At 72.2% G+C, this 21,362-nt stretch carries 15 protein-coding genes; 9 read left to right on the top strand and 6 right to left on the bottom strand.

The features are described from left to right. Positions 1 to 176: 176 nt before the first annotated feature. Positions 177 to 1,391, bottom strand: a complete 1,215-nt coding sequence (locus tag ACZ7EC_RS00465; protein WP_471055672.1) for an MFS transporter — start codon at positions 1,389 to 1,391, stop codon at positions 177 to 179. Between the two features lie 874 nt (positions 1,392 to 2,265). Next, positions 2,266 to 3,783 (bottom strand): DUF1254 domain-containing protein, encoded by a 1,518-nt coding sequence (locus ACZ7EC_RS00470; protein ID WP_471055675.1) that lies wholly within the window; start codon positions 3,781 to 3,783, stop codon positions 2,266 to 2,268. Between the two features lie 329 nt (positions 3,784 to 4,112). Here ACZ7EC_RS00470 and ACZ7EC_RS00475 point away from each other — a divergent pair, with 329 nt between their 5' ends. Further along, positions 4,113 to 4,694 carry a fasciclin domain-containing protein gene (locus tag ACZ7EC_RS00475; RefSeq protein WP_471055677.1) on the top strand — a complete coding sequence of 194 codons (582 nt, stop codon included), beginning with the start codon at positions 4,113 to 4,115 and terminating at the stop codon, positions 4,692 to 4,694. A 647-nt stretch (positions 4,695 to 5,341) separates the two neighbouring features. Next, positions 5,342 to 6,112, top strand: coding sequence for an MBL fold metallo-hydrolase (locus tag ACZ7EC_RS00480; RefSeq protein ID WP_471055680.1), 771 nt, complete (start codon positions 5,342 to 5,344; stop codon positions 6,110 to 6,112). 553 nt (positions 6,113 to 6,665) lie between these two features. On the opposite strand, the gene ACZ7EC_RS00485 is transcribed toward ACZ7EC_RS00480, so the two are convergent. Beyond that, positions 6,666 to 8,129 (bottom strand): amidase, encoded by a 1,464-nt coding sequence (locus ACZ7EC_RS00485; RefSeq protein WP_471055683.1) that lies wholly within the window; start codon positions 8,127 to 8,129, stop codon positions 6,666 to 6,668. A gap of 361 nt (positions 8,130 to 8,490) precedes the next feature. Beyond that, entirely contained in the window at positions 8,491 to 9,075 is a 585-nt protein-coding gene (locus tag ACZ7EC_RS00490) for a CGNR zinc finger domain-containing protein (RefSeq protein ID WP_471055685.1), read from the bottom strand. A 51-nt stretch (positions 9,076 to 9,126) separates the two neighbouring features. Between ACZ7EC_RS00490 and ACZ7EC_RS00495 the strand changes: the two genes are divergently transcribed. Together ACZ7EC_RS00495 and ACZ7EC_RS00500 are read left to right on the top strand one after the other, a co-directional pair. Next, positions 9,127 to 10,575: an MFS transporter gene (locus ACZ7EC_RS00495; RefSeq protein ID WP_471055687.1), complete on the top strand. Its 1,449-nt coding sequence runs from the start codon at positions 9,127 to 9,129 to the stop codon at positions 10,573 to 10,575. A gap of 52 nt (positions 10,576 to 10,627) precedes the next feature. Continuing rightward, positions 10,628 to 11,749, top strand: coding sequence for an epoxide hydrolase family protein (locus ACZ7EC_RS00500; RefSeq protein ID WP_471055690.1), 1,122 nt, complete (start codon positions 10,628 to 10,630; stop codon positions 11,747 to 11,749). Positions 11,750 to 12,166: 417 nt separating this feature from the next. Here the strand turns inward: ACZ7EC_RS00500 and ACZ7EC_RS00505 are convergent, their stop codons facing one another. After that, the gene (locus tag ACZ7EC_RS00505) at positions 12,167 to 12,925 is read right to left on the bottom strand and encodes a TetR/AcrR family transcriptional regulator (RefSeq protein WP_471055693.1); all 759 of its coding nucleotides are present in this window, start codon (positions 12,923 to 12,925) and stop codon (positions 12,167 to 12,169) included. A gap of 104 nt (positions 12,926 to 13,029) precedes the next feature. Here ACZ7EC_RS00505 and ACZ7EC_RS00510 point away from each other — a divergent pair, with 104 nt between their 5' ends. The 4 genes from ACZ7EC_RS00510 (at position 13,030) to ACZ7EC_RS00525 (ending at position 19,073) form a co-directional block, all read left to right on the top strand. Then, complete coding sequence (locus ACZ7EC_RS00510) at positions 13,030 to 13,521, top strand: SRPBCC family protein (protein WP_471055696.1); 492 nt, start codon at positions 13,030 to 13,032, stop codon at positions 13,519 to 13,521. Between the two features lie 640 nt (positions 13,522 to 14,161). Continuing rightward, positions 14,162 to 14,803, top strand: a complete 642-nt coding sequence (locus ACZ7EC_RS00515; RefSeq protein ID WP_471055699.1) for a hypothetical protein — start codon at positions 14,162 to 14,164, stop codon at positions 14,801 to 14,803. Then, positions 14,800 to 16,926, top strand: coding sequence for a bifunctional serine/threonine-protein kinase/ABC transporter substrate-binding protein (locus tag ACZ7EC_RS00520; protein ID WP_471055702.1), 2,127 nt, complete (start codon positions 14,800 to 14,802; stop codon positions 16,924 to 16,926). The genes ACZ7EC_RS00515 and ACZ7EC_RS00520 overlap by 4 nt, the downstream gene beginning before the upstream one ends. Before the next feature lie 2 nt (positions 16,927 to 16,928). Continuing rightward, entirely contained in the window at positions 16,929 to 19,073 is a 2,145-nt protein-coding gene (locus ACZ7EC_RS00525; RefSeq protein ID WP_471057750.1) for a bifunctional serine/threonine-protein kinase/ABC transporter substrate-binding protein, read from the top strand. A 77-nt stretch (positions 19,074 to 19,150) separates the two neighbouring features. On the opposite strand, the gene yczR is transcribed toward ACZ7EC_RS00525, so the two are convergent. Continuing rightward, a complete protein-coding gene (yczR, locus tag ACZ7EC_RS00530) occupies positions 19,151 to 20,608 on the bottom strand; it encodes a MocR-like transcription factor YczR (protein ID WP_471055705.1) in 1,458 nt (485 codons plus the stop codon). Positions 20,609 to 20,708: 100 nt separating this feature from the next. Between yczR and ACZ7EC_RS00535 the strand changes: the two genes are divergently transcribed. After that, the gene (locus tag ACZ7EC_RS00535) at positions 20,709 to 21,311 is read left to right on the top strand and encodes a universal stress protein (RefSeq protein ID WP_471055708.1); all 603 of its coding nucleotides are present in this window, start codon (positions 20,709 to 20,711) and stop codon (positions 21,309 to 21,311) included. The last annotated feature ends 51 nt before the right edge of the window (positions 21,312 to 21,362 follow it).

Below are 21,362 nucleotides of genomic sequence, written 5' to 3' on the forward strand. Positions count from 1 at the left end.
CAGCTGGTGCCCCACAGGCGGCGGCCACCGCGGTACCGGGGTCCTCGGCGGCCCCCCGCATGGCGTCCGTGGGCCGCCCCGGTCTTCCGGCCCCGAAGACTGCCCCGACCCTGGCGCCCGGGCCCCGGAAGGCCACACGGATCGAGCGAGCGTCGGGCACTCGTCGGAAGTCCGTGTCACCCTCGCTTGGTCCTGGTGACCAGCAGCAACACCACAGACAGCACCTGGATGGCGACGACCACCGTGATCAGCAGGGGGACCGAGTAGCCGTACAGCCCGCCGGTCAGCGCGCCGCCGGCCAGGCTCGCCGCGCCGACCACACCGGCGAAGAGGCCGTACGCGGTCGCCCGTCGGCCGCTTGGCACCAGATCGGCGACCGTGGCGCGCAGGGTCGACTCCTGGATGCCCATGGCCGCGCCCCACACCAGCGACCCGGCCACCGCGACGGCGACCGTGTCGCTGAACGCCAGCACGACCACACCCGCGGTCAGCGCCGGCAGCGCGACCAGAACGCGCGGTCCGATCCGGTCGTAGAGCCAGCCGGTGGCCAGCGCCGCGACCGCGTCCACGGCCATCGCCGCGGCGTACAGCACCGGCACCCACGCGGCACTCAGCAGATGCCGCGCGACCAGGTGGTAGGAGAGAACACCGAAGGTCGCGAATCCGGTCGTGGTGGCCGCGGTGAACCCGGCGTAGGTCCAGAACGCCCGCGGCAGCCGCCCGTCCCGCGCGTCCGGCGGCGCGGGCGTGGCGGCCTCCACCTCACGTTCGTAGGCCTCCGGGTCCGGCACCCGGGCGCGCAGCCAGAACAGCAGCAGCAGTACGGCGATGCCGGGGACGGCGAGCACGCCGAGCGCGGGACCGTAGTCGTTCCCGGTCAGCGCGAGCACACCCGCCACCAGCAGCGGGCCGACCAGGGCGCCGATCTGGTCCAGCGCCTCATGGACGGCGAAGCCGCGGCCACGTCCGGTGGCGGCGGTGGCGTGCGAGAGCAGGGTGTCCTTGGCCGGTGAGCGCACCGCCTTGCCCACCCGCTCGGCGAGCACCAGCACGCAGGCCGCCCACAGAACTCCGGCCACGCCCAGCAGCGGCACGGAGACGACGGTCAGGGCGTACCCGGCGATCGCCAGCCCCCAGAAGCGCCTGGACCGGTCCGCAAGCGGGCCGGACACCAGTCGAAGCCCGAAGGCCGCCGCCTCACCGGCACCGGTGACGATGCCGACGACGAGGGCGGAGGCGCCCAATGAGGCCAGCAGCGGACCGGTAATCGACCGGGCACCCTCGTAGACGAAATCGGCGAGCAGGCTGACCGTCCCGAACCAGACCACGAACCGCCACGGCCCCATCCGCTCGGGATGCTCCGCCTCCGGCTCCTCGGACGCCGGGTTCATGCCCGCAGCGCCTGTGCGAAGGGGACGACCACAAGCAACCAGTTCACGCCTCTTCCTCACCGCCCACGCACCGGATGGCGTCGCACTCGTCGGGGATCACCGGACCGGTCCGCCCATCCGCAGGGCGCTGCCCGTCAGCCTTGTCACCACTGTCTCCCTTCGTCTCGGGTCAGGGTCGGTCATGAACATACGTCTCCCACTCGCCCGGCTCGCACGCACGCGGAGACGTGCCATCACCATCAGGGGCCGTCGGCGGTCCCGATGCCCCGGTCCGGATACGGCGACCCCCACCGCCGCGCCGCCATCACGCACCACAGCCGACGGTCAGGGTGATGCTTGGGCGCCAGGTCATCCAGGCGGGGCAGGTCGGCGTCGTAGACGTGGGCGAGCGTCCGGCCCCCCAGGGGCGGCGCGTCCCTGGCGCAAGTCCCGCAGCACGGGCCGCAGTTCGTCGGCCGGGGGGCAGCGAGGACGCGGGGCGGATGACGGAGGCGGTCGGCTCGGCGGCCCCGGCTGCGGACTCACGGGACACGGTCGGTTCCTGTCTGTCTCGGGGCACGGCCGGTACGGACCGTGGATGACGGGATGCGTGGCGCAGCGTCAGAGTCATCGGCGATTCCGCTTCCGCACAAGGTGGTCGGCGGGTCCGGTGTCGCACATCCCGGACTGGGTCATGACCACGGCCGATTCACGCAACACGGCGGCGCGGGGAGCGCGTTGCTTCCGCGAGGACTACCGGCACGGGAACGCGCTCGGGCGCGTCCAGCACCTCACGGGCCATCAAAAGGGGCTGGACAACCGGCCAGAGTGAGCGCCGCACCCGGCGGGCCGCCGTCCGGCAATTTCCTCGTCGAGGTGCCCGCAGCCTGCATCGTCAGGCGACGCGGGTCAGCGGTGGGCATTCCCAGGTCGCGTCGATCACCGCCGGACGGGGCCGGTACATGCGAAGCGCCACGAACCAGGTGCCCTCCGCCGCGGTGGGCAGCCAGTTGGCTTCCCTGTCCTGGCCGGGCGGCTCGCTCTGGAGGTGGATGGTCAGTCCGCCGTCGGCGTCCCACCGCAGACCTGCGCTGCGGTCGCCCACCGAGTAGCGATCGGCCGGGTTGGGGATCAGATTCATGTCCTCGCCATAGGCGGTCAGCGACCAGAAGGCGTCGACCGGGGGCAGGGCGTCGCCTGGGAAGCGCAGTTCGTACCGGCCCGCGGAGGACAGCTTGTCGCCGTCCGCGTCGTCGAAGTTGAGCAAGTAGACCGCTTCGGCGGGGTCGTTGGCGGCGACGCCGAGCAGCGACTGATCGGCGGCACGTTTGAGGAAGTCGTCGCCGAAGCGTCCCATCTGCGGCGGGGGGTAGCGCCAGCCGTGGACGAGTTCGGCCCAGTCCCCGCTGAGGAGCTGCTGTCTGAGCAGGGGCACGCCGGCGCCGGCGGCCCGGATCAGACTCTGTCTGACCGCGTCGGGCTGGTCCTCGACGTCGAGGCCGGGGCCGACACCAATCTGGGCGAACTGCTGGAGGAGAACGGCATGATGGGCTGGCGGAGGGTTCTCGGCCAGCATCAGGTTGAGGGTTTTCCACGGCCCCAGGGGATCCTCCTCCGCAGGGACGGGCATCAGGACGTCACGGCTCTCGGGGACCTTCGCGTCCGCCTTGCCGTACAGGCTGAGCGGTGTGAGCCGGTACTGCTCCTGGAGTTCCCGGACTTGGGGCACGTCGTCCGGGCCGTCGACGAGAGTGCGGCCGAGGACGAGGGCCCAGGGACTGGGGGCTTTCTTCAAACGGCGTACCCCGGCGGGGAGTTTGCCCTTCCATCCCGGACCGACGAGGGCGAAGCAGCCCGCGCCGGAGCCCGTGGTGCGCTGACCGACGTAGTCGAAGTTGTCGGATGTGATCCCCACCAGTTCGAACGTGAAGTACCGATCGCCCATGTCGGGATGGGAGAGGATGACCGGCTCGTCGCCGAGATGCACCCAGGCGGCCGAATACAGGGTGTCGTTGTTGGGGCACCCGCCGTCGCGGTACGTCGCGTCCAGCAGGCGCTCGGCATGCCAGAAATGGTTGACGGGCGCGTACGGGATCGTGGCCGGGTTCCGTGGCTGCGTCACCCAGTCGTGCCTCAACTGGGCGTTGTAGATGTACGGAAAACCGTAGACGAACGCCTGCTCGCCGAGCGTGTAGGCGTACTCGCCGCGCCAGTCGCCGCCCGTGCGGCCCGTCAGGATCGGTTTCACCGCCTGACCGAGCGCGGGCACGATGTCCGGCAGATGGCGGGCGCGGCCGATCGTGGACTTCGGGTGGAGGGCCGCACGCCCGGCGGCCCGTGCCACCGTCACGGCCACGCCGGCGACGTCCTCCGGGATGCGCCGCCAGGCAGGGTTCTGTGATGTCTCGGACATGTCGGTACCACTTCGCTCAACCGTATGAAGGCTCGGTCGCGGCCGCCTTTCCCTCCTCCCCCGCCACCATCCTCCTCCGCGTCGCCGATCGGCGCAGCCGGGACGGGAGCGGACCAGTGGCTCGGCAGGGCGCGGGTTCGTCCCGCCCCGCCTTCCGGATGCGGTGACCAGCACCTGCCGGATACGCTCGCTGGACAGCCGGGGATGGCCCAGGGCCGTGGCGCGGCAGCCGCCCACCCCGCGCGCGGACACGAGGATTCGCGCGGGAACGAGGTCTTTCCGCGGCCCGCCCTCGGCAGAGTCCACGCCTCCACGGGAGGAAGGTTCCCATGAGGTTCACCAGCATGCGCACAGCGAAGGCCACCGCGGCGGCTCTGGTCGCCGTACCGCTCGCCCTCGGAGGTATGGCGTCGCAGAGCCAGGCACAGAACGCGTCTCCGAGCCCGTCGGGGACGTTCGGGACCGGATGTTCGGCGCTCCACCAGAAGGCCGACACGGCCAAGGACAAGGTCACGAAGGCGGCGGCCGCCTATCCGCAGCTCAGCCAGCTGGTTTCGGGCGCGGTCCGGGCGGGGCTGAACGGCACCCTCGACGGAAAGCCCCACATCACCGTCTTCGCCCCCAACGACCAGGCGTTCCAGAAGGTGAGCGCGTCGCAGCTCGCCTCGCTGCTCAAGAACGAGGGGCAGCTGAAGAAGGTGCTGACGTACCACGTCGTGGACAAGCAGATCACGCCGAACGAACTCTCCCATGGCTCCTTCACGACGGTGGAAGGCGGCAAACTGACCACGTCGGGTTCGGGCACCGACTTCAAGGTCAACGGGAAGGCGAGCATCGTCTGCGGCAACATCAAGGCCGCGAACGCCACCATCTACGTCATCGACTCGGTTCTCCAGCCCCCCTCGTCCTGACTCATGGCGGCGGCCCGTGCGGGCTCGGGGGACGTGGCCTTCTCACGCCCGCTTCACGGCCCCCTGGCCGAGTACGAGGCGGGCGGGTCCGGGCGGCTTGGGAGCCCGGTGTCCCCCGAGCTCCGGCCGGGGGCCCGCCCCTGACCACGTCGAAGATCACGCCGACCGAGCCACGCGCCGGCAGCGGCCCACCGGCGCTGACGGCGCCGCCGGCCAGCGCGAGCCGGGGCTCACCGGCACGGCTCGCTCCCGCCCGGTGACCGGGGCCCGGCCTCTGCCGGTCACGGAACTCGGAAGATCACCGAAGTCCTCGAAGCGGCCGGAGTGTCTTCCCGTCGGCACCGGTCCGCGATGTACGTCTCGAACTCCTGCCACGACAACGCGTCGACCCCGGCCGTGGGCAGCTCCCGCGCCCAGGCCTCCTCTTGCGCCCGCCAGGCGCGGCCCTGGCCGACCGCGCGACGGGGCGCCCGCCCGAGCGCCCCTCCGGCCGCGGCGGGCACGGCCACCAGGACGGGCCACGCCACCGACCAGTGCCGGGCCGACGGGCGGCGGCAGGTACGGCCTGAGCGTACTGCCGCAGACAACGCCCCCCGCGGGACGAGTAATCGTCGAGACTTGTGGATCGTGTGTTCTAGGATCTTGGGATGAGTGACGAGCTTCTGCGCCTCACGGTCCTGGGCTGCGCAACGCCCTACCCGAGCGTGGACAATCCCTGCTCCGGCTATCTGGTGTCAAGCGGGGACACCCGTATCTGGGTGGACGCGGGCAGCGGGACGCTCGGTCCACTCCAGCGGCATGTGCGGCTGAATGAGCTCGATGCGATCTGGATCTCGCATCTGCACGCCGATCACAGCGCGGACCTGCTCACCGCGTACTACGGAGCCCTGTACGCGGACATCCGCCTCGCAGCGCCCATCCCTCTCTACGGTCCGCCTGGAATCGCCGACCGACTGGCCGGCTTTCTCACCAACACTCCAGCCCGCAGCCCGATCGAATCCGCCTTCGCCGTCACCGAGTTGCACGACGGGCACCAGACGGCCACTGGCTCGCTCCGGCTGACCAGCCGGGCGGTGTCGCACGGCATACCGGCCTTCGCCGTGCGCATCGAGGCGGCAGGCAGATCACTGGTGTACTCCGGGGACACGGCACCCTGCCCGAGCCTCACGGAGCTGGCCGAGGGATGCGACGTACTGTTGTGTGAAGCCGAGAGTGCACAGGCACCGGTCGAGGGCGAACAGGTGCACCACACGCCCGAGGACGCCGGCGACACAGCCGGCGCGGCCCGGGCGGGCCGACTGATCGTCACGCACGTCGGCCGCTTCCTCACGCCGCAGCAAGCGGTGGCACGTGCCTCGGCGCGGTTCGGCGGTTCCGTCGACTACGCCGCCCCCGGCGCCACCTTCTCGATCGGCTAGGCAGCGTCTTCAAATTTTCACTGCTGGTGGATCGTAGTGTCGCGATACGTCGCCATGAACTGTCGGATGACGATGGGGAGTTCGTCAGGCCGCTAACGAGACGTTCGACCGGATGCTGCGGGACGCACAGGCGAAGGCGGACGCGGCGGGAGACGTCGAGTGGCTGGTGTCGGTCGATGCCACGATCGTCCGCGCTCACCAGCATGCGGCCGGAGCGATCCGGGTGCCCCGCGCGGGGCCGGGGGGGCGCCCCCGCGTCCGGCCCAATCACGTCCTGGGCGACAAGGGTTACAACCCAAGAGCCATCCGCAGTCGGCTCCGCCGCCACGGCATCACGCACACAATTTCCGAGCGGGCCGACCAAGTCCGCAACCGGGCACGGCGCGGCGGCCACGGAGGCCGCCCGCCGGCCATCGACCGCGCGGCCCACGAGCACGGCAATGGCGTCGAACGGTGCTTCAACCGCGTGAAGCGATGGCGCGGCGAGTATCCGGAAGACGGTCTCGAACCGAAACGGACGGAAAATAAAGAACAGTTAGTGAGCTGGAAGCCCTCAGGCGGAGAACGGTGGGTGCGCGCCGGACCACGGAGCGGCTCGCTCGAGCTGGGAGGCCAACCGGATCAGCACATCCTCCCGGCCGTGCGCGGCGACGAGCTGCACGCCGATGGGGAGTCCGTCGGAGGTGCGGTACAGGGGCAGGGAGACGGCGGGCTGGCCGGTGACGTTGAACGGCAGGGTGAAGGCGATACATCCTGCGACATCGGCCACCAGGTCCATCGGGGCTTTCGCGTCCGGAGCCAGCTCACCGAGGCGCGGCGGGGGAATGGGCAGCGTCGGCGTGAGCAAGACGTCGACCTCGGTCTCCCACAAGCCGGCCACACCTCGCGCCCACTTCTGCCACGCCTGTATGCCAGAGAGCCACTGCGCGGCCGTGACCGAGCGGCCCGCCTCCGCGAGCGCCCCGTTCATCGGCTCCAGGTCGGCGGGTTCGAGCTGTTCGCCGAGACGCTGCGACCACTGCTCCAACTCCCAGGCGAGTATGGCGGAGAAGAGGGTGGGCAGGGCCTGGAACAGCTCGGGTGCGTCCAGCGCGGCCGCCGGTGTCGGCTCGACGTGGTGGCCGAGGCCGTCGAGCAGCCGGGCCGCGTGCTCGACCGCCGCCACACATTCCTTGTGGGCCGGGTCGGTCGCACCCGGCGGGATCGAGCGGAACCCGATCCGCAGTGCGCCCGGATCGACTCCGACCTCCTCGCGGTAGGGCCGCGCCGGGGGTGCCGCCGCGTACGGGTCACCGACCGCCGCACCGGCTGTCACGTCGAGCACGGCGGCGGTGTCACGCACCGACCGGGTCAGCACGTGCTCGTGCGTCACCCCTCCCCAGTACTCGCCGTACTGTGGCCCCAACGAGGACCGTGCCCGAGTGGGCTTCAGACCGACGACGCCGCAGGCGCTGGCGGGCATCCGTATCGAGCCGGCCATGTCGTTGCCGTGCGCCACCGGGACCATGCCGGCGGCGACCGCCGCCGCCGACCCACCGCTCGAGCCGCCAGGCGATCGATCGAGGGCCCACGGGTTGCGCGTCGCCCCGTGGGCCAACGGCTCCGTGGTCACACTGGTGGCCAGCTCGGGAAGGTTCGTCCGGCCGCAGAAGACGAAGCCAGCCGACCGGAACCGTGTCGCCAGGGTGGAGTCCTCATGAGCCCGCCAGTCGCGGTCCCGCAGCGCGCGCATCCCCCCGTGGTACGGATCACCCGCGGTCTGGCACAGGGCGTCCTTCAGCAGCATCGGCACACCGCGGAACGGGCCATGGGGCAGTCCGGACGCGTCCGCTTCGGCGAGGGCCTTCTCATACAGGGGTGTGATGACGGCGTTGAGTGTGCCGTTGAGTCGCTCTATCCGTTCGATGGCGGCCTCGACGAGTTCACGCGGCGTCAGCAGACCGCGTCGCACCAGGTCGGCCTGCGCCGTCGCGTCCAGCCATGCGAGTTCCTCGCTCGACACGGGGCTCTCCGTCATGTGCTCACCTTTCCTCGGTTCTGCGTTTGCCACGAAACCTCACAAAGCACCGTTGTCGCAACCGTGTTCGGAGCCCATTGTTCCTGAACTGGTGGGCAGCAGTCCGTCTTGTCACCGATCATGTTCGGCCTGCCGGCGGACGATCCGGTCGCAACAACCTGGACCGCTACCGCCTCGTCACGGAGTGGACTTGGGAACCTGACCGGACCTCGCCGGACCTGACGGGGCATCCTGCGCAGGACGCCGGTCCCGTCACTGCCCGGCCTCTCGGACGAATCGCTTTGTATCCAGAGGCGGCGTGGATGGCGCGTGTCCGGATCAGCATCCCCGGAGCCGGCCTGGCAGGGTCGGGTGCCGGTGCTCAACTCGGGCTGCGGCGGCTCCGGTAGGCCGCGACGCTGGCCCGGTGTGCGCAGGTTCGGGTGCAGTACTGCTTCGAGCCGTTGCGCGAGAGGTCCACGAAGGTGGCCCGGCAGACCGGCCCGGCGCATACGCCGAGGCGAGCGGGACCAAGCGTGGCGATCACGGAGGCCAGTGCGCTGAGCGTGGTCGCGGCAAGGTGCGCCGCGCAGTGGTCGGTGTCGGAGGTCACCTCGGTCCACCAGTGGTCGTCCTCGTGGCGCAGTACCGGGGTGGCGCGGCTGCGACGCAGACCCTCGTTGATCAGAGCCGCGGCTTCGACCGCGTCCGTGTTGGCCCGTTCGAGCACCTGACGCACCGTCTCGCGCAACGCGCGGACTTCCGCCAGGTCGGCGGGGGTGAGATGCCGCGGTCCGGTCCCTTGATTCGCTGCCGAACTCAAAGGCTCAGCCGCGGGATGGTCGTCGAGGAAGCCCCGGAGCTGCTCCACGGTCTCGAGCGCGTCCTCTCCCTTGACCGGCCTCAAGGTGTTGGCCAGGTCGACGGCCGTCTGGACCGCCAGTGGACTGTAATACGCATCCCGCATTTGACGTGTCTCCGCACTGCCTCGTAATGTTACACGTAAAGGAGCTTTAGCATGTCACAGCATACGCGGCAGGGGACGGCGCCGCAGACGATCGCGTCTGGAGGTGCTCCGGCACCGGAGCGAGCGGATGCCCCGGACGGGCGTCGGCTGGGGCTGGTTCTGGGGATGCTGGTGCTGCCGGTGTACGTGGCACTGGGAGCGCCGTCGGTGGCCCTGCCGGCCATCGGCCGCGCACTCGCGGTGCCGTTCGGGGCCACCGCATGGATTCTCGCCGCGTGGTCGCTGACCTCCGCGCTCGCGATGCCGCTCGCGGGTCGGCTGCTGGCCCGCTGGAGCCCCTTCCAGGTCCTGGTCGCCGGGGTCGTGACGCTCGCCGCGGGTTCCGGGCTCGCCGGGGCCGGCCCGACGCTGTCCGTCGTGATCGTCGGCCGGCTGATCGGCGGCGCCGGGGCGGGCGCGACGGTGATCGCCGTCTTTGCCGCGGCCACCGCCCTTACCGGACGACAGCAGCGGATCCGCGCCCTGGGGATCATCGCGGCCGCGAGCGCGACGGCGTCGGGGTGCGGGACACTGATAGGCGGAGCGGTGACCGCATGGCTCGGGTGGCGTGCCGTGCTCGCGATCCCGGCCCTCGCCCTACCCCTCCTGCTGGCCGCACTGCCGAGCCGGCGAGCGATGACGCGGAACGGCAGCGGCGAGCAAAACGACCCGACCGAGCGACTCGATATCGCCGGCGCGGCCGTGCTGTCGGTACTCGCCAGCTCCTTGATCACGTTGCTGCAGGCGCACTCCGTCGGCCTGCCCGCTCCGGTCACGCTCGTCGTGGCCGCAGCCGGGACGCTCGCCGCCGTGGGACTGTGGTGGCGCGTGCGCAGTACGCCCGAGGGGTTCGTGCCCCGACGGGTGATCGCATCCCCCGGCTTCCTGGCGGCCGGGCTCATCGGCGGGACCGTCTTCGCCGGCTACTACGGGGTGCTGTTCCGCGCCCCGTCCCTGATCGAGCAGGCCACGGGCGGTGGCCCCCTGGCAGCCGGCGTGCTCCTGGTCCCGGCCGCCGCCTGCTCGGTGCCGGCCGGGCGGCTGGTCGAAACCTTCACCGACCGCTTCACCGGCTGGCAGGTGTCGGCCGGGCTTGCGGCACTCACCGTCATCGGCGTGCTCGTAGTCGCGGTCTCCACCGCGCCGATCCCGATCGTCCTCGGCACAGCCCTGACCGTGTGCGGGTTCGCCGGCGCTCAGGCCGTACTGGTGAGCCTCGCGCCGGACTTGGTCGCCGCGGACGACCGCCACACCGCACAGGGCCTGCTCAACTTCATGAACGCCCTGGGTGGCGGGATCGGTCCGGCCGCTGTCGCGGGCCTGTCCGGCATCGTGCCGGCGCCGGTGGCCCTCGCCGTGCTCGCGGCACTCCCCCTGTCCGGACTCGTCCTCAGCCTGACCCGGCGCCCTGCCGCCGACCGCCACCCCGAACCCGGTGCCACGCGTGGGAGCCCGCGCTGACAGGCCACCCGCAACCGGTCCGACAACGCCTCGACCCGTAAGGAGCCCTGCCATGTCCGCCGAGCCATTCGAGGTCAGCATCACCGAAGCCGAGATCGCGGACCTGCGTGAACGACTGCGACGGACACGGTGGCCCGAGCGCGAGCCGGTGGACGACTGGTCGCAGGGGCTGCCGCTGGCGTACGCACAGGAGTTGTGCCGCAGCTGGGCCGAGGACTACGACTTCGGGTTCGCCGAGCGGCTGAACGTGTTCCCGCAGTACCGCGACACCATCGACGGGCTGGGCATCCACTTCCTGCACGTCCGCTCGCCGGAGCCGGACGCGTTCCCGCTCGTGCTCACGCACGGGTGGCCGGGTTCGGTGCTCGAATTCCTTGAGATCCTCGGCCCGCTGACCGACCCCCGTGCGCACGGCGGGGACCCGGCGGACGCGTTCCACGTGGTCGCACCGTCGTTGCCCGGGTACGGCTGGAGTGACAAGCCGTCGACGACCGGGTGGGGCATCACGCGCACCGCGCGCGCCTGGGACACCTTGATGGTCTCGCTGGGTTACGAACGGTACGGCGCGCAAGGCGGCGACTGGGGTTCGGCGGTGTCCGGGGCGCTGGGCGAAGTGGCGCCCGAGCGGGTCGCCGGCGTCCACCTGAACCTGGGATCCGTGGCGGCGGGCACGTTCAACGACCCGACGCCCGCGGAGCTGGCGAATCTCGAGGCCGAGAAGGAGATGCAGCGCACCGGCCGGGGATACTCGGCGATCCAGGCAACCCGGCCGCAGACGCTCGGCTACGGCCTCACCGACTCCCCGGCCGGGCAGGCGGCCTGGATCGCCGAGAAGTTCTGGGCGTGGACGGACAACGACGGCCATCCCGAGGACGCGTTGTCGCGGCAGACGATCCTCGACGAGATCTCGGTCTACTGGTTCACCGCGTCGGCCACATCGTCGGCGCGCCTGTACTGGGAGAGCTTCGCCAACTTCCGGGACAAGGTGACCGCGCCCTCCGGGCTGTCGGTCTACCCGCGTGACATAACCCGCCCGTCGAGACGGGAGGCCGAGCTGCGGTTCACCGACCTGCGCTGGTTCGAGGAGCTGCCGCACGGCGGCCACTTCGCCGCGCTGGAGCAGCCGGAGTCGCTGGTCGAGCAGGTGCGCGGATTCTTCCGCCTGATTCGCTGACGGTCCGTGCCGCCCCCTGCGGACAAGGTCACCAGTTGCCAGGCCGGCGTCTCCGTGCACCTGGCCACCGAGCGTGTCTCGGCCTGCGCCACGATCACCGAGCTCACGGTCGACGGCGAAGTAGTGCCGGTGAAACTCGGGGTATGGCTCTCCAACGCCAAGAGCCGGCGGGACGAACTCACCGTGGAGCAGCGCGCCGCCCTCGCCGCGCTGGGCCTGGAATCGACGGGCGCGGTGCCGGCCGTCGAGGCCGCCCCGGAGCCGCCCGTCCCGCAGCCCACCGCCGGCGGCCCCGGCGAAGCCGCGGGTGCGGAGCACCACGAGGAGGGTGACGAGGAGCTGTACGAGGACGGGATCCGCACCTGCTGGTCCATCAGGCGGTTCGGGCGGGAGAGCTACTCGGCGGGGGTTCCCATGTCAGCGAGTCGGCAGCCCTTTCTCTGGCTCGGAGTGCGTTGCGGGCAGGGGTGTCGGCGGTTCCCCCAGAGCCTTGAACGAGGCCAGGCCGGCCTCGATGAGCTTGGCTGCACGGCGGACGTCGGCGGTCACCGCCTCATGAACCTGCTCAGGTGTACGAACGACCTTCAGGTGCTTTCCCAGGCTCCGGAACTGGATGGGCCACAGCCCGATCAGAGCCGTTGCCGCGATCTGCGGCTCGGGATCATCCGGGCTCATCCCGGCGCGCTGGGCCAGCGCCTCGGCTGCGACTCCGACGAGCTTGTCGGTCATGTCGCGGTGATAGGCCCGTAGTGAGGGCGTGGACCGGATCAACTCGCGGAAGCGCCTGATCATGGCGGCAGCCTGACCCGAGTCGTCCTGTGCGGCGATCCAGGACGTCAGGCCGTGCAACTCGTCGGACAGGACCCGCAGCACCGCGTCGACCGGGCAGCGGCCAGGGATGGCCAGACCGGTGCGCAGGGCGGTCATCGTGGCCTCATCGAGGTCCAGGATGAGCGATTCCTTGGTGGGGAAGTAGTTGAAAACCGTCTTCTCCGAGACTCCACACGCCTGGGCGATCTCCGCAACGCGAACGCCGTCGAAGCCGTGCTCCAGGAACATCTCGGTCGCGGTATCCGACAGACGTTGCCGCATCAGACGCTTCTTCCGCTCCCGCAGCCCCTCGGGCGCGGGCTCCCCGGCCTGTCTGCGCCATCCCGTCCAGTCCACCGTGCTCACGCAGGACAGCGTAGTCCAGCGACCCGGTTATTACTGCTACTGTACTTTTTTAGTTGCTGTAACTTTCTCTGCGGCGAGACGTCCGCACTGCCCTGGGAGCCCCCATGAGCGCCATCCACATCGTCTGCGACTACCCGCACTCCCCCACGAAGGTCTGGCGCGCCGTCACCGATCCGGCGCTCATCCCCTTGTGGACGGCGACGGGCGCCGGGGCACGACCGGAAGGATTCACCACCACCGTCGGCACCGAGTTCCGGTTCATCGCGAAGCCGAAGCCGGGGTGGAGCGGGATCGTCGACTGCGTCGTGCTGGACGTGGACGAGCCGCGACTGCTGCGCTACTCGTGGACCGACCACGGCGGCGGCGAAACCACCGAGGTCACCTACCGGATCGAGCCTCGGGCCACAGGAACGCGCTTCACCTACGACCACGTGGGCTTTGCAGGAACCGGCGGGTTCTTCATGGCCCAGATCCTGGGCCGCGTCCGGCGCAAGATGCTGCGCGTCGGCCTGCCCGCGGTCCTCGACGACCTCGATGAGGCGGGCAGGCTCCGCCCCGGCAGCGGTCCCAAGCGCAGTCTCCCGTACGAGGACTGACCGCCCCACGTCGGCCGCTCGAATCGAATCCTTCGTTCAGCGTGTGGCTCACTGGGGACGAAGATCAGGGCCGGGGCTTCCCGAGAAGTCGGCCGCCGAGGCTGTCGGCTCCCGGCGGCGCCTGGTCCGCTGCCAGCGCTCGTCGGTGGGCTCGGGTCACGTCCCGCCCGACCGCACCGAGGGCGGGCGAGCGGGCAACCCGGAACGGGGTGTGCCCGGTCACGAGAACCGGCCGTCAGGAGCCGCAGGTGGATACCGACGGTCTCGGTCTCGGCGGTCGGCCGGGACAGGTGCTGCCCGGTGGCCCACCTTCCGGGCCTGACGACGCGGCGGGTGACCTGCCGGCGCATTCCGGGCACGCGGTCACGCCAACCGCATTGCCAGAACAGGGAGTTGACCGGCGTCCCCTACACTCGCTCCGGTCGCACACTGGCACAGACGCATGGTGATCGGGGGCTTCATGGCGTGCGCTGCAACGCAACGACGTACGAGGCGGGGACACACGGTGCTGGCCGTGTGCGGGGCACTGCTCGCGGGTTGTTCCGGCTTGAGCGACGGCGGGCACCGGACCGGTCCGAGCGCTTCCGCCGCCGCGTCTTCACCGGCTGGACAGCGCGGGACGAATGTCACCACCGAGCGCGTGACGGTCGACCCCGCGCGCGTCCCCACCACGCCGTCCGCCGCCCTGGGCCTGGTCCGCGCCATCACCGCGGGCCCGGACAGCTACGGTCCGGGCTACGTCAAGCGTCCCCCTTACGAGAGTGACCCGGCCGACTGGCCTGTCCTGGGCGCCGATTGCGTCTGGCGGCAGGAGTCACTGCCCGGCGACGTCCTCGCCACCTTCACCCGCTACAGCCGGCTGCCCGCGGCCGGCGCGCAGGGCGAGGTCCGCACCGCCGCCACCGTCACCCTGCACCGCACCGCCGGGCAGGCGGACTGGGAGATGGCCGAGACGCTGGAGGAGGCGCTGCGCTGCCCCGATCAGCAGCTGCGTGCCACCGAGCGGATCATCGGCCTGAACTCTATGGGCGCCGGCTACGGCACGAACGGCAACACCTCCGCCGACGACTACCTCATCGAGATGGGCACGTACGACAACCCGGCCCTCGGCAAGGGGTCGACGTACTACGTCTGGAACCAGGTCCGGCTCGGCCCGGTGACCATCGCCGTCGCCGTCGAGGGCGGCAAGGGCTTCGACCAGAGCGACCTGCTGACCGTCCAGGCACGGGCGGTGGCCGGGATGGAGACCAAGGTGCGCAGCGAACTGGGGGCCCAGAAGTGACCGACCGCTCCCTCCGTCCCGCCGACCCGTCGTTCATCGGCGGTCACCGCTTGCTCGCCCGGCTCGGCGAGGGCGGCATGGGCGTCGTCTACCTCGGCCGTACGGAGTCGGGTGCGCTCGCCGCCGTCAAGGTGATCCAGTCCGAGTATGCGCACGACGACGCCTTCCGAGCCCGTTTCCGCCGGGAGGCGAACGCCGCGCGACGTGTGGACAGCCCGTGGGTGGTCAAGGTCACCGGCGCCGACCCCGACGCCGAACAGCCCTGGCTGGCCACGGCCTTCGAGCCCGGTCCGTCCCTCGCCGACGCGGTCGGCCGGCACGGCCCGCTGCCCGTGCGGACGGTACGGTTGCTCGGCAAGATGCTGGCCCGCGCGCTCGCCGCCGTGCACGAGGCCGGTCTGGTGCACCGGGACGTCAAGCCGGGCAACATCCTGCTCGCCGCCGACGGCCCCCGCCTCATCGACTTCGGGATCGCCCGCTCCGTGGACGACACCGCGATCACCTCCGCGGACCTCGTCGTCGGCAGCCCCGGCTTCCTCTCCCCCGAGCAGGCCACGGCCGGCGGCGAGCGCCTCGGGCCCGCGAGCGACGTGTTCTCGCTGGGCTGCGTGCTGGCCTACGCGGCGACCGGCCGGCCGCCCTTCGGCAGCGGCGCCGTCGATGCCCTGCTCTACCGAGCCGTCCACGACAGCCCCGACCTCGACGGTGTGGAGGAGGAGACGGCCGCCGTCCTGCTGCGCTGTCTGGCCAAGGACCCCGCCGACCGGCCCTCCGCGGCCGAGCTGGACGCCGCCCTGGTGGAGGACGTGTCCCCCAGCACCGCCGAGTGGCTGCCCGCCGACGTCGTCCGCACGGTCGCCGAACGGTCGGCCGCGATGCTGGCCCTGCCCGAGATCCAGGCCACGCTCGCCGAGGCGCCGCCCACGCCCGCCCCGTCGCGCCGCAGGTTCCTCGCCGTCGCCTCGGGCGGTGCCGCCGTGCTCGCCGCGGGCGGCGGCGTGGCCGCCTGGGCAGCCCGCCACACCGGCGGAAGCGGCAAGAAGCAGGCGGCCGCGCCCGGTTGGGCGCTCGGTGTGCAGGCCGATCTCAGCGGCGCCGGCCGGGGGGCCGGGCGGGCACAGGAGCAGGGGGCACGGCTCGCGGTGGAGGAGTTCAACGCCCGCCGCGACAAGCCGTTCACGCTGGAGCTGAAGACCTCCGACGACGCGGGCCGGGCCGAGCGTGCCGCCGACGCGGCCAAGCGGCTCGCCGACGACCCGGACGTGCTGGCCGTGCTCGGCTCGAGCACCGACCAGACGACCCAGGCCGCGCTGCCCGTCTACGACGCGGCCCTGCTGCCCGTGATCAGCATGTCCGCCGGGCAGAACCTGTACCAGAACATCCGCTCCTTCGTACGCGGCCGCCCCCTGCACGGCACGGTCGCCATGAAACTGGCCTTCCAGCTGGAGGCGACCAGCGCGGCCACCCCCGTCGGCGTCCTGCTGGACCGCACGGCAGGCGACGTGTCCTGGCAGACCATCCAGATGGTCAACTTCATCGTCCGGAAGTACGGCGACGCCACCCACCCCCGCGTCGTCCCGGCCGGCACGACCGACTTCGGGCCCGTCCTGAAGGACATGCGGGGCGCCGGCATCAAGGCGTTCGTCTACGCCGGGCCGCTGGAGGGGGCGATCCGGGCGGCCAGGGGACTGGCCGGCTTCGAGGGACCGAAGTACGCGGCCGAACCCGCGCTCGATCCCAGGTTCGCCGCCGAGGAGAGCGCGGCGGGCTGGACGGTCGTGGCCACGGCGATCGGTCCCGACGCGGCTCGGGTCCGCTCCTTCGCCCGGGCGTTCCGGAGACGGTACGGCCACGCCCCCGCCTTCTGGGCGGCCGAGGGGTACGACGCGGCGAACCTGCTGATCCACCGGCTCACCGCCGTACGGGGCCGGCGCCCGGCACGCGAGGCACTGGTCGCCCCGCTACAGGCCGGCACGTACCGGGGCATCACCCGAGACTTCGCCTTCGACCGGAAGATGCTGCAGCTCAGCACCCCCGCCAGCTTCGTCCACCAGGTGCGCGACGGCGCCTTCCAGTACCTCGGGCCCGCCCCGGACAGGGCGCCACAGCCGAAGGGGACGTGACGGTGCGTCCGCTCACCGCTCAGGACCCGGTGTCGGTCGGCGGGCACCGCCTGCTCGCGCGGATCGGCGCGGGCGGTATGGGCGTCGTCTACCTCGCCCGTTCCGAGGGCGGTGCCCTCGCCGCCCTGAAGGTGATCCGCGCCGAGCACGCCGCCGATCCGGGGTTCCGGGCCCGTTTCCGCCGTGAGGCACAGGCCGCCGCGCGGGTCGACGGCCGCTGGACCGCGCCCGTGACCGCCGCCGACCCGGAAGCGGCCGAACCCTGGATCGCCACCGTCTTCGTCCCCGGGCCCTCGCTCGCCGAGACCGTCGCCGGGTACGGGCCGCTGCCCCCGTACACCGTACTGGCGCTGGGGGCGCGGCTCGCCGAGGCGCTCGCCGCTGTCCACGCGGCCGGACTGGTGCACCGCGACATCAAACCGGGCAATGTGCTGCTGGCCCTCGACGGGCCCCGCCTCATCGACTTCGGCATCGCCCGCGTCGGCGGCGCCACCGCCCTGACCGCGACCGACGTGGTGATCGGCACGCCCGGCTACCTCGCACCGGAACAGGCACGCGCCCGCGACGAGGAAGTCGGCCCGCCCAGCGACGTCTTCTCCCTGGGCTGCGTCCTCGCCTACGCGGCGACCGGCCGGCCGCCCTTCGGCAGCGGAACGGTGCCCGCCGTCATCTTCCGGACCGTGCACGAGGAGCCCCGCCTCGACGGCATCGCGGAGGACGGGCTGCGGAACCTGGTCGCCCGCTGTCTCGCCAAGGACCCCGCCGCCCGCCCGACCGTGCCCGAACTGCGTGCCGCGCTCGGCGACTTCGGCACCGACGACTGGCTGCCGCCCACTCTGCCCGCGGTGATCGCCGAACGGTCGGCCGAGGTGCTGCACCTGCCCGAGCCCGAGCGGCCCACGACACCCGAAACGCCGGTGGACGAGCCGCCCGCCCCGAGCCGCCGGCGCCTGCTGGTGCTGGGCGGTACGGCAGCCGTCATCCTGGCCGCCGGCGGCTCCACGGCCGCCTGGCTGACCGGCCGCGGCGATCCGCCGTCCGCCGCCGCCTCCCGCCCACGCCGTACCGTCGCCGTGCAGGCCGACCTCTCCGGTTCCGGGAAGGCACTCGGTGCCTCGGTCGAGCACGGCGTCCGGCTGGCGGTGGAACAGCACAACGCGCGCGCGGACCGCCCCTTCGACCTGGCCCTCACCGTCCTCGACGACGCGGGAGACGCGGACCGCGCCAAGGAGGCGGCCCGACGCCTCGTCGCGGACGGCCGGGTGTGCGCGGTGATCGGGCCGACGTCCGACACCACGGCCCTCGCGGCCGCGGACCCGTACAAGGCGGCGTTCCTGCCGATGGTGACGGCCTGGGCGGGCTCGGACTCCCTGTACGCCGCAGTGGACATGAAGAACTCCACGTCGTCCGTGTTCCAGCTGCGTCCTTCCGACACCGCGATCGACACACCCCTGGTCCGCTATCTCACCAGCGTGCGCCCGGCCCGCCGCACCTTCCTCGTCGAGGACCAGGCGGCCCGCGACTACAGCTGGCTGATCGCCCAGAACCTGGCCGGGCACCCTCCGTCGAACGGCACGGTCGTGCGCCACCAAGTCGCCGCCACGGCTGACTTCGGCCCCGCGGTCGCCGCCGCCATCGCGGCACGCGCACAGGCCGTCGTCTACTGCGGTGACTCCTCGCGGCGCGCCGCCTCCTGCGCACGGGCGCTGCGGGCGGCGGGGTTCACCGGCACCCCCGCGGCGACCGAAGCCGTCCTCACGCCCGAGTTCCTGCGCGCGGCCGGTCCGGCGGCCGAGGGGTGGGTCTTCTCGGCGACGTTCGTGGACCCGTCCCGTCTGGCGCCTGCCGCCGATTTCGTGCGGTCGTTCAAGAAGCGGTACGGCGTCCAGAGCGTCGGCCGGGGCGCGGCCGAGGGCTACGACGCCCTCGGTCTCGTCGCGCACGCCCTCGCGTCCCTGGGAACGGGCCCCGTGGACCGTAGCAACCTCACCCACCGGCTGAGGGCCGTGTCGTACCGGGGCATCACCCGGACGTTCGCCTTCCGGAACCGCACCGCGGAGGTGGACGCGGAGCCAGGGCTGTTCCTGTGGCGGGTCGAGCACGGGACGCCGATCTTCCTGGGCCAGTACCAGGAGGCGAAGGTCTAGCTTGGTCTTGAGCCCGTGCGGCGGGACCGTGCGGTGGTCGCCTTCTCCGTGTGCCGTTCGCGTGACCGCGTGGTGCGTCAGGCCACCCAGTACGGCCGCCCCGGTTCGTCGTCCGCACCGTCGAGGCCCGCGTCGAGGGCCGCGGCGATCCGGCGTACCGCCTCGTCGGCGACCTCGGCGGGCTGCGTGTAGGGCCAGCGCAGCCGGTGCTCGAACGTGCCGGGGTCCGCGCCGAACCGGGAGCCGCCCTCGATCCGCACCCCGTGCCGCAGCGCGGCCCTCGTCAGCGGACCGGCGATCGGGCGGCCCAGGTCGATCCACAGGCACATGCCGCCCTGCGGCGTCTGCCAGCGCCAGTCGGGGAACTCACGGCGCAGCAGCGCGGCCAGCTGGTCGCGCTGCGCGCGCAGGAGCGGCAGCCTCCGCCGCAGGATCTGCGGCTCCCGCGCGATCAGCCGCAGCGCCACCAGCTGGTCGAGGACCGACCCCGACATGTCCGCCGTGACCCGTTGCGCCGTCAGCTCCGTGATCAGTCGCGTGCCCGCCCGCACCCAGCCCACCCGCAGACCCGACCAGTGCCCCTTGCTGAGCGAGCCGACGGTGACGATCTGCTCGGCGCCGCGCCCCGCCACCAGCGACGCGAACGGCGGGGGCGTGGCCACGTCGAGCGCGATGTCCGCGATCGTCTCGTCGACGACCAGCCAGGTGCCGGTCGCCCGCGCGTCGGCGATGATCCGCTGCCGCTGCTCGCGCGGCATGAGCCGGCCGGTCGGGTTCTGGAAGTCCGGGATCAGATAGGCGAGCCGGGGCGCCGACTGCCGCAGCGTCGCCCCGAACAGCTCCGCGTCCCAGCCGTCCTCCGTCACCGGCACCGGCGCGGCGCGAAGCCCCAACTGCCTTATGACGGAGAGGGCGTTGGCATACGACGGGTTCTCCACCGCGATCCGGTCGCCGGGCCGTCCGAGCAGGGCGAGGGTAAGCGCCATCGCCTGCTGCGCGCCCGACGTGACGAGGATCTGCTCGGGCAGCGTCGGCAGTCCGCGCCCCGTGTACCGCTCGGCGATCGCCGCGCGCAACTCCGGCAGACCGTAAGGGTGGTAGCCCGGTGTCGACGCGTGCCGGGCCACGTCGGCGGCGGCGGCCGCGTACGCGGCGGACAGCTCGTCGGCCAGGGCGCCGGGCGCCGCGATGGCCAGGTCGATCACGTCCTCCCCGGCGAGCGGGGTGCGCACACTGGTCAGCCGCGCGCCCTCCGGCAGCTCCGTCCACGTCCCCGCGCCACGTCGGCTGATCGCGTAACCGCTCTCCCTGAGCAGGTCGTACGCGGCGGTCACGGTGGCTCGGCTGATGCCGAGCGCCACCGCGAGCTCGCGCTCCGCGGGCAGCCGGGCGTGCAGCGCGATCCGGCCGTCGAGCAGCAGGGTCCGTACGCCCTGCGCGAGCGCCCGGTAACCGGGCCGCTCCCCGGCGATGCCGGTCACCTGCGCGGCGAGCCGCCTGCCGCCCAGAGTGTGGGCTCCGCTCCTCGCCTCCATGCCACATCCCTGTCATTGGCCCTGCACTCCAGGCCAATCAATCTACAGACTCGCAGAAAGCCGCCGAACAGTGGCCTGGGTGGGAACGAGGAGACACGTCATGCACCACGACAGGAGTGACTTCAGCGACCGGACCGAGCGCATGCTGCAGCGCCGCGCCGAGAACGGGTGGCGTCCCGCGGGCGGCCCGCGCCGCCCCGGCTGGAGGACTGTCCCGCGCCGCCCCTGCCGGATCGTCGTCGGCGTCAGCGGATCACCCGCGAGCCTGGCCGCGCTGCGCCGCGCCGTGGCCGAGGCCCGCCGCTGTGGCTGCCCGCTCGTCGCCCTCAGCACGTGGGAGCCGCCGGAGAGCGAGGCCCTGTACTGCCGCTGGCCCGACCCGCGTTGGGCGCGCCACTGGTACGAGGCGGCGCGGTCCCGGCTGGCCGACGCCTTCGAGCACGCATGCGGCGGGGTGCCGGCCGACATCGACGTCACGCTGCGCGTGGAGCGCGCGCGGCCGGGCCCCGCCCTGCTCGGCCTGGCGGCCCACCCCGACGACCTCCTGGTCCTCGGCACCCGCCCAGGCCTGCGCCGCGGACCCGTACGCCGTCATGTACGCCGCCATGCGCGCTGCCCGGTCCTGACGGTGCCGGTGGCCCAGCCGGATCGAGCGGACCTGAGGGCGCTGCGCCGTCTGATTCCGACCGACTTCGAGGCGTGATCGCATCCTGGCTGAGGCGTCGCACGGTGACGCTGCAGCAGCGCGAGAGGA

Source organism: Streptomyces sp. NPDC037203, assembly GCF_055605065.1.

Coding starts and splice junctions, on each gene's coding strand:
- ACZ7EC_RS00480 (WP_471055680.1), top strand. CDS start 5,342: ATGAGTGACGAGCTTCTGCGCCTCACGGTCCTGGGCTGCGCAACGCCC.
- ACZ7EC_RS00535 (WP_471055708.1), top strand. CDS start 20,709: ATGCACCACGACAGGAGTGACTTCAGCGACCGGACCGAGCGCATGCTG.
- ACZ7EC_RS00495 (WP_471055687.1), top strand. CDS start 9,127: ATGTCACAGCATACGCGGCAGGGGACGGCGCCGCAGACGATCGCGTCT.
- ACZ7EC_RS00475 (WP_471055677.1), top strand. CDS start 4,113: ATGAGGTTCACCAGCATGCGCACAGCGAAGGCCACCGCGGCGGCTCTG.
- ACZ7EC_RS00500 (WP_471055690.1), top strand. CDS start 10,628: ATGTCCGCCGAGCCATTCGAGGTCAGCATCACCGAAGCCGAGATCGCG.
- ACZ7EC_RS00465 (WP_471055672.1), bottom strand. CDS start 1,391: ATGAACCCGGCGTCCGAGGAGCCGGAGGCGGAGCATCCCGAGCGGATG.
- ACZ7EC_RS00490 (WP_471055685.1), bottom strand. CDS start 9,075: ATGCGGGATGCGTATTACAGTCCACTGGCGGTCCAGACGGCCGTCGAC.
- ACZ7EC_RS00510 (WP_471055696.1), top strand. CDS start 13,030: ATGAGCGCCATCCACATCGTCTGCGACTACCCGCACTCCCCCACGAAG.
- ACZ7EC_RS00470 (WP_471055675.1), bottom strand. CDS start 3,783: ATGTCCGAGACATCACAGAACCCTGCCTGGCGGCGCATCCCGGAGGAC.
- ACZ7EC_RS00485 (WP_471055683.1), bottom strand. CDS start 8,129: ATGACGGAGAGCCCCGTGTCGAGCGAGGAACTCGCATGGCTGGACGCG.
- yczR (WP_471055705.1), bottom strand. CDS start 20,608: ATGGAGGCGAGGAGCGGAGCCCACACTCTGGGCGGCAGGCGGCTCGCC.